The organism is Citrobacter sp. Cf072 (genome assembly GCF_030334485.1).
Lineage (GTDB): Bacteria > Pseudomonadota > Gammaproteobacteria > Enterobacterales > Enterobacteriaceae > Citrobacter > Citrobacter freundii.
Map to the genome: position 1 here is coordinate 422,321 of NZ_JAOWDX010000047.1, position 13,469 is coordinate 435,789.

Genomic DNA, 13,469 nt, shown 5'->3' on the forward strand with positions numbered 1-13,469 from the left:
CTCACTCCTGCTTAATTAGTTGGACATTTCGCAGACTGACAGCTTCCTGAGCCAGAGCCGTCACGACACATCGACGGCGTAGCACCAGTACGCCATCCCTCAATTGGGCGACGTCGGCATAGCTGAGAAGCTTCTCAGGATGCAAAAAGATGATTCGCCCCAGTTCGTCACTGAATTCCAGCGGCAGACGCGCTAGTTTTTTCACGGGGATTGCGGGTAACAATCGGTGTTGTAGTGAAATCTTCACGCGGACTCCGCATGCCAGCACGTCGTGAATCGTTACCACCGACATGTTGACTGGGCAGCCTTCGGCAATTTGCTCCAGTAATGGCAGGTCCACTTGCTGGAGATGGAGCGACGAGTACTGGCAGCATACTGTCCGTGAATCGATTTCCCGTAACTGCGCGACGCTAAGAGTGAGCGTGCTTTCCGCGCGTTTTTTTAATCGGGAAACAACCTCCTCGATAATGCGTTGCAGCAGTTCGTTGTTCATCGTGAGGTCACCAGTGTGGCGAATGCCTGGGGATTATCAGCGCCTGCAGCATTGGCTTCGTCTGTATCGATATGCATTTCGAGGCGCATATCCGGCGAAACGCGTACGGCGACGTTATCGAAAATCAGTCGACGTTCATCGCCATTAATGGCGACCGAGACTTTATCACCATGGGAAACTCGCAGAATCAGAGCATCGAGCGGCGACATATGGATATGCCGTTGGGCAACGATCACCCCGGATGCTAAGTCCAGTTCAGCAAATGGGCTGACAAGACGAACACCGGGTGTGCCCTGAATATTGCCCGACATCCGCAGCGGAGCAGCAATTCCCAACGTGCGGGCGTCAGTACGGGAAATTTCGACCTGGCTGGTATTGCGCAGCGGACCGAGTAAACGCACATTTTTTAACTGACCTTTTGGCCCCACCAGCGTGACAGTCTGCTCTGCTGCATATTGCCCTGGCTGCAGCAGCTCTTTTTTCTCACTAATTGGGTGATTGGGAAACAAGCGACCGTAATCTTCAGCGCACAGATGAATATGCCGATTAGAGATCCCCAGCGGAATCGGGCGCTCGCGCATTTCATCCAGAACCTTAGCGACAGTGGTTTCCAGTTGCTGTTTATCCATCACGCTTCACCTCGTTTGCCGGAGTGAAGACAAAGTGTGCGCGGCTCACCTTTTTGGCGAGGGCAGGCAGGATCAAGACACAAATTGCAGCTAATCAATTCTGCATCTTGAGGCGCTTCGGGTGCCGCATGGTCTACAATTATCTCTTCATGCGGTATGGCTGGTATGGGTTCGGGCGTTGGTTCAGGCTCCAGGACAACACTATGCGACAGGATCCCGTCCCCGGGTCTGGAAATGACTTTGTGAGCCACCAGTCCATCTCGCTGGTCAGCGAAACTGACACCGGTGGAAATGGCCGCCTGGACGGAGGCCACATCCCCGATTATCTTGATCACCGTCCAGCCTGAGCCGTTGGTTTTTTCGAGGCCCACCAGCGTGATGGAGGCGGCTTTCGCCATGACGTCCGCGCAACTGATGGCTAATGCCAGACCACTAACTTCAAGTAATCCCAGTGATTGCTTCACGCTGTGCTCCTTGGTTGCAACGACTTATGCGGATTTAGGTAAAATGGCTTCAACGTCGCTGTGCGGACGCGGGATAACGTGGCAGGATTTCACCTCGCCAACGGCGCTTGCGGCTGCGCTTCCAGCATCTACGGCTGCTTTCACCGCGCCGACATCACCGCGAACCATAACGGTGATCAGGCCAGAGCCGATTTTTTCGTAACCAACCAACTGCACGTTTGCGGATTTCACCATGGCATCAGCGGCTTCAATAGCGCCGACAAGCCCTTTTGTTTCAACCAGTCCCAGTGCGTTATTCATACTGCTTTTCTCCTGTGGGTTATGAGTGGCATTCCCGGAACGGAATGCCTTTAACCAGCCGCGCAGCGTTGTTACCAATGCTGCGGCGATCGTGGCTATTTTGTTGATACGTCAGCGTAAAAAGCGGTGCTGATGAGGGTAAGTTTTTGTAGTGCACGACCAGTTTTTCACGGCTACAGCCAATACCAACCAGCAATGGTGATTGGCAGGCGGCCAACCATGCGTTGTGGATAACGTCAGTTGAGTCATTCTCCTGAATCACAAAGGGGATCCCTTCTTCTTCAATACCCAGCAGTACGTCATTCCAGACGTCAGCGCAGTCAGCACTGGTGAAGATAACGATGGCTGGCGTGGTGAGATTACTTTCCATGAGCGAATGCCTTATGCCAGGAGAGAATCAGCCCTGTTGCAACCGCATTGCGCGGACCTTCGGTACCACGAATATTGCCGCGTCCGGCAACCAGTCGATAATGCGCCAGAGCATCGGTGACCAGCTGCGGAACTTCAAAATCCAGGGATGAGCCGCCAACCAGTACCACAAAGGGAATATCCCGAATGTTCCCCGTCGGACTCACCTGACGTAGCGCTCTGAGTGCGTTAGTAACGAAAACGCGTTCCTTAGCACTTCGACGAATGGCCCGTATTTTCTCCAGCGCCAGTTCACCCGGCAGTGGCACCAGTTCATCGGGCTTCACTACGCACACGCGCGCAAAAACCGTTGGCGGGAGAGGCGTAGGGAAGAACTGAACGCTGCCGTCTTCGTGGCGAAGATGGAACAAGCTCTCAACTTTCGCCAACGGATACTTTTTAATCTCTTCCGCGAGGTAACGGTCATCCAGACCCAGTTCACGGGCAATGATCATCGTGACCATATCGCCTGCACCCGCCAGGTGCGTGGCAATAATTTCGCCCTTAGGATTGATGATAGAAGCGTCGGTTGAACCCGCGCCGAGGTCCAGAATAGCCAGTGGTCGCGTGGTGCCCGGAGTAGTTAAGGCCCCCAGAATGGCAGCTTCGGCTTCGGCCCCGCCAACCTGGACGTCAATGTTGAGCTTTTGCGTGATCTCCTGGGCAATCATCGCCATTTGCAGGCGGTCTGATTTCACCATGGAGGCTATGCCGACAGCCTGTTCCAGCGAGAACTCACCGGCAAGTCCACCCGTCACGCTGACAGGAACCGAGGTATCGACCGCCAGCAGATCCTGAATAAAAATTTCATGACTGGGTTTATTGGTTAATTCAGCCATCGTCTGGCGCACATGCTCCAGCATGCCGCCAATATTGGTGCCAGCTTCTCCAGTAACGTTATCCAGTTTCGGGCATTCACCAACCGCTTTCATAATCGCTTCGGCGCCCGCTGCAACGTCGACCCGTACTGTACGACCCTGAGACTGTAGCTCCAGATTTCCGGCAGGAATCGCTCGCGCTTTCACATCACCTGACGGCGTTTTCACCACCACGGCTGAACGGTTGCCGATCAGCGCCCGTGCCATCGGAACAATGTTTTTAGTCTCATCGGCATTGAGGCCAAAGACAGTTGCAATACCGTAGGGGTTAGAAAGCGTTTCAATAACCTTTCCTGGTACGGCGACCTCAATGGCAGCCAGCATCCCCAACGGGATACGATCAATATGAAGGACTTCATCGACTATGGGCAGGGAATGAGTCAGACGATTACTGACCAACACACCATCGTCCTGCTGCAAAATAACACCAGTCAACTGGTATCCGGCACGGACGGAGGCATTAATCATCGTAGCAACATCGGCGAAATCAAATGCCGATGACACCACCAGAATATAGGGCGTATCCGCCGGGCGACTGAGAAGGTCTTCCGGCGTAATAGTGACGCCCACGCCTAACCCGACACCGCCCGGTGTTTTAGGGTTATGGCCGATCATGGTGGATTCAGTGATGATGGTTTCGGTTATTGTTTCCATCGCCACGTCGCCAATGACCGGGGTGGCTTCGTTAATACGGATGAGCGAAATATCGCTGACATTGATACCGGCGTTTTTTGCCGCCAGCGTAAGGGCCTCCTGAATGCCAAACACATTACGTAATGTGCCCTTAATTCCGGTGGTTTCTGCCAGCGCGCTGCCGGTGATGCTCAGCACGCCAGACTCATCCAGAGTAGCCAGAGCGACTTCCGTTGATGAGTTACCTATGTCAATGCCAGCTATATATCGCATGATCCTGTCCCTGAGTTAGTCGTCGCCTTTGAGTTTTTTACGCTCAACGTACAGCGCTGCCGCTTCACGAACGAAAGCTGCACAGATTTTTGCCTGATAACGATTTTCGAGATCGTCGGCGATAGCCATCAGCTCATCTTTTGTTGAGCGGTACGGGCGCAGCGCGTTGTAGATCTCAAGAATGCGATCGTCAGGAACAGCGGTTAGCTCGGCAGCGCGCTCAAAGTTCATCGCCAGCCTGTCACGTCCGGCATCTTTGGCGATTTCCGCCTGGAGGCGCAGTGTTTCAGGAGTGATGCGCATGTCCTGCGCGGTCACTTTGTTGCTCAGAACATTTTCAAGCGTGAAGTCGTCCAGCGTTTTGTTGGTCGCAGTTTTTACCCACTCAGGATGTTTATTCGCGAGAGGGTAATCCGTGACTTTCGCGGTATGTGCTGATGAACTCGCCGCGGGCGGAGTCGCGGACTCGCCTTGCAGGCTGTTCATCCGGCTCAACACATCCCGAACCATCGATTCAATTGCGTCGGTATTCATGGAGGTATCCTTTATCAAAGCGTCACGCGCAGTTCCTGCGGGTTTTTGCCTGTCACAACGTATTTGGTCTCTTTAATGTGCAGAATGGCTGATTTCGCCTGGTACTTAGGACGAGCCATCTGGTCATTCAGAGTCGGGACCGGTTGCGGAGATTCACGCTTGGCATAACGCGCGGCGTTTTTACCGATCTGACGATAGGTTTCCAGCGTCAGAAGCGGTGCCTGAGGGAACAGCTCCAGGTTTGAAAGCGGCGGTAACCCCTGCTGGTGGATAACCGTCGTGCCTTTTGACTGGATACCGATAGAGATCCCGGAACCGCTCAGACGGTTACCCTCAACGGCAACAAACGCCACATCGGAGGATTTAAAGCAGCGGATAACGCGCGCTTTAATGCCTTCTTCTTCAATACCGGCAATCACTTCGCGCAAGATATTCTTATGCGGGATCCCTACAATATTGACGGTTTGTGACAGGCCAAACGCCGGCCCTACGGCAATAATCACTTCGTCCTGTTGCTGGCCTTGTTTGGCTTCACCAATCTCGGTCAGAAAGCTGTCGCCCTGTGCCGCAGCAGCCTGAGGTGCGCTTGCCGCTGTAGATGCGCGGAAAGAGACGGGTTTGTCGCTGGTCTGCATTTCAGACAACACATCTTCAATTATCTGGCGCAGCAGTTTTTCATTAATTTCCATTTTTCACCCCTTAGCCAAGCTCGTTGGGATCAAGTGCGCCAGGGATGTTTTTGATCTCTTCCCAGCGTTCGCCTTGCAGGCGATAACCTGTTGCCGGACCGGCATAGTCGTTAACATCATTGACAGCGGATAGCACCTGTCCGTCGCCAACGATAATGGCGGAGGTATGCAGGTAATCCCCGGTTAACTTGGCTTTCTGGATGTTGAGCATGTCCTGAGCGACATCGGTAAATCCGCCCTGAGCAAGGGCTTTCACCACTTCCAGACCGTTACGGTTTTTGTTGATGATCTCTTGTGCAAACTTGATATCTTCAACGATGTTACGTTCCGGCATATCTTTCGAACCGTGGGCGTAGGTCGCCGCTTCCACTTCTTCATCAGTGATTGGCGGTAATCCCATCCCGGCAAAGACGGCCTGCAGCGCACGCGCCGCTTTGTTACGAATGGCGATAACGTCTTCTTCACGAACCGGGCGCAGACCACCGTCTACTTTCAGGTCACGCTGGAGAACGTTGTAGTCGTCAAAATCTTCAGCATCCTCGTTCGAACCCGCAAACATGTTGTCGTAGTTCGGCACTGCGGAATAACCAGAAGAAATGAAGTCAGTACCCGGCAGGAACTGCATCAGCAGACGCGCAGTACGACGCATATCCGAGTGGGTAAAGGTTTGGTCGTTGCTGGAGGCGCATTCCAGATCCAGAGAGGAGCAGATCAGGTTTTCAGCCAGCACTGCACGAATTCCTGACGGCACGGCGGAAGGGACTCCGATGCAGCTTACGGAACCGTTTTGCAGACCCTGTACGCCAGCAGCTTTGGTGATGTAAATACAGCGGGCTTCCAGATAAAGCATCGATTTGCCTTCGGCGTAACCCATCTGAACTTCTGAACCAGAGCCGGAGGTAAAGCGCATTTTCAGACCACGGGATGCGTAGGACGAGGCGAGGAAGCCTTTAGACCATGGCGTGTCATCGCCGTCGGTAAAGACGGGTTCAGTACCATAGACGGAGATGGTTTCAGCGTAGCAAGTGTGGCCTAGCATCCCGAGTTTGAGTTCGGTTGCTTCTTCCAGAGAACACTGAGTTAACACGCCCGGGCGTCCAACCTGTGAGCCGACTAACAGCGCAATGGCGTTAAATGGCGCATAACGCGCAACGGCAACGGTCGTTTCCTGTTCGTCAAACCCGCGCCATGCGCCTTCAGCGGCATCAGCGGCAATTTGCACGGGGTTATCTTTGACATTAGTGACGTGCGCTTGTTGAGATGGTGTACGACGAGCACGCATTTTCTGCATGGCCATCATCATCTCAACGACGTTCATATGGGATACGACTTCGACGATTTTTGCCGGCGTCATTGCGGTGGTCAGCGGCACAATGTCTTTGCGCTTCACGTTGGGATCGCAAAGCATATTGGCCAGTTTGACCGAATCCATCGCCATGACTTCTTCAGCGCGCGCCAGGTTAATGCCGTAGCGGGCAATGAAATGGTCGATTAAGTCAAATTCACTGGCGGATTTACCGTCCAGTTCAGTGACTGTACCGTTGACGATTTTAATCGACGGTTTGGGGTCGTTCGGGCTTTCCATCGCAATGAAGCCTTCTTCGATCCACTCCTTAACGAAGCCATCCTGATTCACAGGGCGCTTCGCCAGTGCTTCAAATCTTTTCGATCTCATGAATCAGCCTCACTGATATCAGATGTAGGACGGACGATCGTTTTTCGGCTCTGAGCCGAGGGTCCCGAGTACGGTTTTACCGATTTCACGGGCGGAGATAACAGCCTGACGAACAGCGCCAGAGTCACCCGAAATAACCAGAATGGCTTCGTTACTGAAGCTGGTGCCATGAGCAGGGGAGCTGTAAGCCACAACTTCCACGTTGGCGGATTTCAGGGCAGTATCAGCCATCAGGACACCAACGGATGCTGGTGCGCCGACGATGACGCCACAGGCACGACCAATCGGTGCGCCAAAGGCTTTTTCCAGTGCGTAGCTGGCGCGTGCGGTGTACTGCATTTCGATGTGACCGGCTTCGTTGGCATAAACGTCGCCAAAGGTGCGATCCAGTTCTTTCAGTGCGACTTCAATGCCGCGTTTCACGTCGGAAACATCGTTGCCGCCAAGGATAATCAGCGAGCCATGACCTGCGCCGCCTTTGGTATCACGTGGTAACTCAATACTGACGACTTCAGTATTGGTGGCTTTCACCGCTTCATCGGCGGCCATGATGTGCGGGCCTGCGCCAGTACGGGCGCCAAGGATGCCAATGGAGCGATAGCGTTTTTCAAGTTTCATTGCGTCCAGTAGGGCACTGTCTACGTTGGCGATTACCAGACCGACGGTGTCGCCAATCGCGGTACCGACAAACTCCGTTAAACTGCAGCTTTTCTCTGCCATAGCCGTTTCTCGTGTTGGGTGATTATTTTCTGGGATAGCCTGCTGTTCTGGCGTTGCCACACGAGCAATCACCTGCGCCATGATCTGTTCAACCAGTTCATTGCTGCTCATTAGCTAATTCCCTTCGGTAAGATTTTTTCTACATCGGTATGCGGGCGTGGGATAACGTGTACGGCTTTCACTTCTCCCACATTACGGGCTGCGGCGGCACCGGCATCTGTTGCTGCTTTGACTGCGCCGACATCGCCGCGGACAATAACTGTTACCAGCCCCGAACCAATTTTTTCGTAGCCGACCAGCATTACATTGGCTGACTTCACCATTGCATCTGCGGCCTCTATGGCTGCAGTTAAGCCTTTGGTTTCTACCATTCCTAACGCTTCTTGTTGCATAAAGACCTCGCCTGGGTTGTCCCGATTTTCATGACTATAAAAAGAAGCGAGGAAAAAGAATGGCTGAGTTGAAAGTAAGAGTGAAAAAATAGTGGGGTAACGGTGAGATAAAATTGCTGTGAGTTATTGTAATGCTATGTTTTTATTGGTTATTTTAATCTTAATCGATATGACTATTTGGTTATGTTAATTCCATATTTACACTTTTCTGAGTGACAGTTTAAATATCATTTGCTATGCGAGAAAAATGAAATTGTGATGATCGTTTGAAAATGGAATTCTGCTGTTCGCAATATTTTATTATTTTGAAAATGTACTTTTAATTGGGTGAATCCACGTTTTGTCGCCTGTTTTAATAAAGGTGATAGCAAAAATTTGCTATCACAACACGATTTTTAAGGGTATGTCGCTTGCAGATTGCCAACAATTTGCCGATACAGATTTTTATAGTAAGTCTTGAAGTAACCTTCCTGCCAGCAAGGAGTCCGCTGGTAAAGACACGAACTCTGCTTAGAAGGTGTCACAATGAACGATTCACTAAGAGCGCAATGTATTGCTGAGTTTTTGGGTACCGGGCTATTTTTGTTTTTTGGTATTGGGTGCCTGAGCGCCCTGAAGGTCGCGGGTGCCAGTTTGGGATTGTGGGAGATCTGTATCATATGGGGCTTGGGGATCTCGCTTGCAGTTTACCTGACAGCCGGGATTTCTGGGGCCCATCTCAATCCCGCTATTACCATCGCACTTTGGTTGTTTGCCTGTTTTCCTGGCCGTAAAGTACTGCCTTATTCTGTCGCTCAGATAGCGGGTGCCTTTGGTGGCGCTATGCTGGCCTATTTGTTGTACGGCAGTTTATTTATTGAATATGAATCAGCCCACCAAATGGTACGCGGCAGTCTGGAAAGCCTGCAACTTGCCAGTATTTTTAGCACGTATCCTGCCGCCGCACTGAGTGTCTGGCAGGCCGCACTGGTCGAAGTGGTGATTACCTCCATTCTGATGGGGATGATTATGGCGCTAACGGACGACGGTAACGGCGTTCCCAAAGGCCCTCTGGCACCACTGTTGATTGGTATTCTGGTTGCTGTTATCGGCGCATCAACCGGCCCACTTACCGGCTTTGCGATGAACCCGGCACGTGATTTTGGTCCTAAATTGTTTGCCTGGATGGCCGGGTGGGGTGATGTTGCGATGACCGGCGGGCGCGATATCCCTTATTTCATCGTGCCGATTGTGGCTCCCATCATCGGCGCCTGTGCGGGCGCAGCAATTTATCGTTATTTTATTGGCAAAAATTTACCGTGTAATTCGTGTAAGTTGGAGGAAAACGAGAGCTAGCTTCATGAAAGATGTTTATTATTGAAAGGTAAAAACTGTTTTCGTGATCCGGTTTCCTGAACGGCTTAAAAAGTCTCCCAAGAATGGGAGACTTTTGTTATGTTCAATGCTGACTTTCATCAGAGCGCTGGATCGCGAGATGAAAATGAATGTGTGAATAATATGTTTTATTTATAACAATAAATTAACTGAGAGGTTTTATCATGATTTCTGCGAGTGCCCTGAACTCAGAACTCATTAATAAAATCGCACAGGATTTTGCACAGGCCACCAGTCTGGCTGTTGTGGTTGTCAATATTCACGGTGATGAAATTTCTGAGCTTTTTAATTTCACTCCTTTTTGCCAGTTGATGCGCCAGCATCCTCAGCATAGTACGCGTTGTCGTATGAGCGACCGCTGTGGCGGGTTGGAAGCCTCTAAGTCCGATCAGCCCTGCATTTATCGCTGCCATGCCGGGCTTACCGATTTCTCAATTCCGCTGGTCATCGCGGGACACCTGGTAGGGTTTGTGCTTTGTGGACAAGTACGCTTAAGTAACGATGTAGGCCTCGTTGATATTCTGAACGTCGATGACCGCTGGCAAGCCGATCCAGAGCTGGTCAACGAGTTCCGTAATGTACCTGAGATGGACTATTCTCGAGTCATTGCCTCAGCGGATTTACTCAAGCTCATCGTCGAAAATTGCCTTAAGAAACAACTCAATTTTGTTGTTATCAAAGATAACCCGCAGCAGTCAGAACCTGTACGCGCTAACCGCAGTACCAATCCGCATGACAGTAAAATGAAAAAAGCCCTGCGCTATATTGATGCACATTTATCAGACGAGCTACGTCTGGAAGATGTTGCCTCTCATGTTTTCCTTAGCCCGTACTATTTCAGCAAATTGTTCAAAAAATATCAGGGTATCGGTTTTAACGCATGGGTAAACCAACAGAGAATGGCAAGTGCCAAAGAGTTGCTTTGCCACAGTGACTGGAGCATAGCCAGCATTGCGCGTAATTTAGGCTTTTCGCAAACCAGCTATTTTTGCAAAGTGTTCCGTCAAACGTATCAGGTTACGCCGCAGGCATTTCGCCAGCAAATTAATGTCATTTCACGTGGAGAGTCCGCTTAAATAGCAATATTTTGCTATTGCCGATTTTTGATATGTGGTGCTATGCCCGTCATTATAAAATGAAAAATAATGACAGCTGCCAATAAATTGTCATAGCGCAACAAAATAATGGTATTAGAGGGATAAACTGCACCAGTTTTTATTTTTGTGATGAGATACAGTGTCTGTGTGAATGACTTTCTTTATTCTTAGCTGATACTTTCATTCAAAAAGTGAACGTATGAATATGTGGGAAAAGGCCAGGAAATTGGCTGAATGAATTTGGAAAGATATTAAACTGAATTATTGTCATGAGGTCGTGAATTTACCTCATAACAGAGAGCTTAATTAACCAGGCTCTTGAACTGACAGGTTTGCCACATTTGTGGTAGGGAAGGGGGTGAGAATCCCCCGCAGCCCCCGCTGCTGTGATGCTGACGACCCCGTATGGACCACTGATCGCAAGATTGGGAAGGACGGGTGAGGATGACGCTAAGCCAGAAGACCTGCCTGTCAGTGACTACCAACAACTTCGGTGGGAAGTGGGTGGTTCAGATGCATACAGTCGAGAGACTGGGTATCTCTACACCCCTACCACCCTGAACAGGATCAGGGTATGGCGGCCAATTTTCACGCATTTGTTCTTGCAGGTACCGGAAGCGGCTGTGGTAAAACCACGGTGACGCTGGGCTTGTTGAGCTTGTTGAAAAAACGCGGTTTGCGCGTCCAGCCTTGCAAAGTGGGGCCTGATTACCTTGATACCGGTTGGCATACAGCGGTATGCGGTACCGCTTCCCGCAATCTTGATAGCTTCATGCTTCCCGCCCCCACGCTGAACGCTCTATTCAACGAGCAGATGCGACATGCGGATATCGCCGTTATTGAAGGTGTGATGGGGCTGTATGACGGCTATGGTACCGACCCAAACTACTGCAGCACCGCCGCGATGGCTAAACAGTTAGGCTGTCCGGTCATCTTACTGGTTGATGGCAAAGCTGTTTCCACCTCAATCGCCGCAACGGTAATGGGTTTTCAGCATTTTGATCCCACCCTGAACATCGCCGGCGTTATTGTTAATCGGGTTAACAGCGAAACGCATTACCAGTTACTGAAAGTCGCAATCGAACGTTACTGCGATGTACCCGTCTTAGGTTACGTACCCCGTATGGATGGGGTTGCCCTTCCCGAACGACATTTGGGTTTAGTCACCGCACGTGAGTCGGTTATCAATCAGCAACCGTGGCAGGAGTTTGCTGCCACGCTGGAGCAAACCCTTGCTATTGACGCACTGCTGACATTAAGCCAGTCAACCAATCTTCCTGCTGGCGAATGGCCCGCGCTGCCTGCCGCAGATGCTGGAGCAGGGCTAACGCTTGCAATTGCCGATGACGAAGCCTTCAACTTCTACTACCCGGACAACATTACGCTGCTGGAACGTACGGGGCTTAATATTGTTCGTTTTAGCCCGTTGCACGACACCTGCTTACCCGACTGTCAGATGATCTGGTTAGGTGGCGGATATCCTGAGCTACACGCTGCGGCGCTGGCTCGCAATGTCTCGATGCTGAAGCAACTGCGAGCGGCGCATCAACGTGGCGTCGCGATTTACGCAGAGTGTGGGGGGCTGATGTATCTCGGCAGTTCGCTTGAGGACAGTAACGGCGATACCTGGCTGATGGCGGATATCATTCCCGGCCACAGCAAAATGGGAAAACGTCTGACCCGATTTGGCTACTGCGAAGCGCAGGCCGCGCAGCAAACATTGTTAGCAGCAGAAGGGGAAGTGCTGCGCGGGCATGAATTCCACTATTCCGATTTTACCCCTGAAACGCCAGCGGTGATGAACTGTCGCAAAGTGCGCGATGGTAAAACGCTGCAAGCCTGGTCCGGCGGCTGGCAGGTCGGAAACACCTTCGCCAGCTATCTACACGTTCATTTTGCTCAACGTCCGCAGATGCTTAACCACTGGCTGACAGCCGCGAGGAGCGCGCTATGACGATCCTTGCGTGGTGTGTTGCCTGGCTGCTTGATTTTATCATCGGCGATCCGCAGAACTGGCCGCATCCGGTGCGCTGGATTGGCAATCTGATTTCTGCAGTGCAGCGAATTATTCGGCGTTATTGTCATAGCGACCGTGCGCTGCGCATTGGTGGCGCGGTGATGTGGATTGTGGTGGTTGGTCTGACCTGGGCTGCGTCCTGGGGCGTGCTGGTACTGGCAAAATCTGTTCATCCCTGGTTGGGTTGGGTGGTAGAGGTATGGATGATCTTTACCGTGCTGGCCGGGCGATGCCTGGCGAATGCCGCACAGGATGTCGAACGTCCTCTACGGGCCGGTGACCTTGCCGCGAGTCGGGAAAAACTGTCGTGGATAGTGGGGCGTGATACCTCGCAACTGCAACCGCAACAGATCAATCGCGCGGTGGTGGAAACCGTGGCTGAAAACACCGTCGACGGCATTATCGCGCCGCTGTTCTTTCTCCTTCTCGGCGGTGCGCCCCTGGCGATGGCCTACAAAGCGGTAAACACCCTTGACTCCATGGTGGGCTACAAACATGAAAAATACCGCGCTATCGGTATGGTCAGCGCGCGTCTGGACGATGTCGCGAACTTTATTCCTGCAAGACTGAGCTGGCTGCTGCTGGGCGTGGCGGCATTTTTATGCCGTAAAGACGGCTCGCGAGCTTTACAGATTGGCTGGCGCGATCGCTACAACCACAGCAGCCCAAACTGCGCGTGGTCAGAGGCATCCGTAGCCGGGGCATTAGGCATTCGTCTGGGTGGTCCTAATGACTACTTTGGCGAGCGCGTTGAGAAACCGTGGATCGGTGATGCACAACGCGACATTTCGGTAGACGACATTTCCCATACGATTCGACTGATGTGGGTGGCATCGACGCTGGCACTGGCGCTGTTTATTGCGCTGCGGTGGCTGTGGGCCGGTGTAGCCTGA

15 protein-coding genes and 1 riboswitch are annotated in these 13,469 nt (G+C 51.9%); of the genes, 4 read left to right on the forward strand and 11 right to left on the reverse strand.

Annotation, left to right across the window (positions count from 1 at the left end; genetic code table 11):
* Position 1: 1 nt before the first annotated feature.
* The 11 genes from pduM to pduA are packed head-to-tail and all read right to left on the reverse strand — an operon-like array spanning position 2 to position 8,088.
* The gene (gene pduM, locus OGX66_RS20660; RefSeq protein WP_003844248.1) at positions 2-493 is read right to left on the reverse strand and encodes a microcompartment protein PduM; all 492 of its coding nucleotides are present in this window, start codon (positions 491-493) and stop codon (positions 2-4) included.
* On the reverse strand, positions 490-1,122 hold the full coding sequence (locus tag OGX66_RS20665) for a phosphate propanoyltransferase (RefSeq protein ID WP_003839005.1): 633 nt from the start codon (positions 1,120-1,122) through the stop codon (positions 490-492). The genes pduM and OGX66_RS20665 overlap by 4 nt, the downstream gene beginning before the upstream one ends.
* On the reverse strand, positions 1,122-1,586 hold the full coding sequence (locus OGX66_RS20670) for a BMC domain-containing protein (protein WP_049002267.1): 465 nt from the start codon (positions 1,584-1,586) through the stop codon (positions 1,122-1,124). The genes OGX66_RS20665 and OGX66_RS20670 overlap by 1 nt, the downstream gene beginning before the upstream one ends.
* Before the next feature lie 24 nt (positions 1,587-1,610).
* Positions 1,611-1,886, reverse strand: coding sequence for a propanediol utilization microcompartment protein PduJ (gene pduJ / locus OGX66_RS20675; RefSeq protein WP_001057752.1), 276 nt, complete (start codon positions 1,884-1,886; stop codon positions 1,611-1,613).
* A gap of 19 nt (positions 1,887-1,905) precedes the next feature.
* Complete coding sequence (locus tag OGX66_RS20680; RefSeq protein ID WP_003844243.1) at positions 1,906-2,256, reverse strand: glycerol dehydratase reactivase beta/small subunit family protein; 351 nt, start codon at positions 2,254-2,256, stop codon at positions 1,906-1,908.
* Positions 2,246-4,078 carry a diol dehydratase reactivase subunit alpha gene (locus OGX66_RS20685; RefSeq protein WP_270932351.1) on the reverse strand — a complete coding sequence of 611 codons (1,833 nt, stop codon included), beginning with the start codon at positions 4,076-4,078 and terminating at the stop codon, positions 2,246-2,248. The genes OGX66_RS20680 and OGX66_RS20685 overlap by 11 nt, the downstream gene beginning before the upstream one ends.
* Positions 4,079-4,093: 15 nt before the next feature.
* Entirely contained in the window at positions 4,094-4,612 is a 519-nt protein-coding gene (gene pduE / locus OGX66_RS20690) for a propanediol dehydratase small subunit PduE (RefSeq protein WP_003030243.1), read from the reverse strand.
* A gap of 14 nt (positions 4,613-4,626) precedes the next feature.
* Positions 4,627-5,301, reverse strand: a complete 675-nt coding sequence (gene pduD, locus OGX66_RS20695; protein ID WP_032949568.1) for a propanediol dehydratase medium subunit PduD — start codon at positions 5,299-5,301, stop codon at positions 4,627-4,629.
* Between the two features lie 10 nt (positions 5,302-5,311).
* The gene (gene pduC, locus OGX66_RS20700; protein WP_003030249.1) at positions 5,312-6,976 is read right to left on the reverse strand and encodes a propanediol dehydratase large subunit PduC; all 1,665 of its coding nucleotides are present in this window, start codon (positions 6,974-6,976) and stop codon (positions 5,312-5,314) included.
* A gap of 18 nt (positions 6,977-6,994) precedes the next feature.
* Entirely contained in the window at positions 6,995-7,807 is an 813-nt protein-coding gene (gene pduB, locus OGX66_RS20705) for a propanediol utilization microcompartment protein PduB (protein ID WP_003030252.1), read from the reverse strand.
* Complete coding sequence (gene pduA, locus OGX66_RS20710) at positions 7,807-8,088, reverse strand: propanediol utilization microcompartment protein PduA (protein ID WP_003030255.1); 282 nt, start codon at positions 8,086-8,088, stop codon at positions 7,807-7,809. Before pduA ends, pduB begins: the two co-directional genes overlap by 1 nt.
* A gap of 525 nt (positions 8,089-8,613) precedes the next feature.
* Between pduA and pduF the strand changes: the two genes are divergently transcribed.
* The 4 genes from pduF (at position 8,614) to cbiB (ending at position 13,469) form a co-directional block, all read left to right on the forward strand.
* Complete coding sequence (gene pduF, locus OGX66_RS20715) at positions 8,614-9,423, forward strand: propanediol diffusion facilitator PduF (protein WP_003030258.1); 810 nt, start codon at positions 8,614-8,616, stop codon at positions 9,421-9,423.
* Positions 9,424-9,626: 203 nt separating this feature from the next.
* Complete coding sequence (gene pocR, locus OGX66_RS20720) at positions 9,627-10,538, forward strand: transcriptional regulator PocR (RefSeq protein WP_003030260.1); 912 nt, start codon at positions 9,627-9,629, stop codon at positions 10,536-10,538.
* A 332-nt stretch (positions 10,539-10,870) separates the two neighbouring features.
* Positions 10,871-11,045, forward strand: a riboswitch (cobalamin riboswitch).
* An 88-nt stretch (positions 11,046-11,133) separates the two neighbouring features.
* A complete protein-coding gene (locus OGX66_RS20725) occupies positions 11,134-12,513 on the forward strand; it encodes a cobyrinic acid a,c-diamide synthase CobB (protein WP_088903320.1) in 1,380 nt (459 codons plus the stop codon).
* Complete coding sequence (cbiB, locus tag OGX66_RS20730) at positions 12,510-13,469, forward strand: adenosylcobinamide-phosphate synthase CbiB (protein ID WP_003839024.1); 960 nt, start codon at positions 12,510-12,512, stop codon at positions 13,467-13,469. Before OGX66_RS20725 ends, cbiB begins: the two co-directional genes overlap by 4 nt.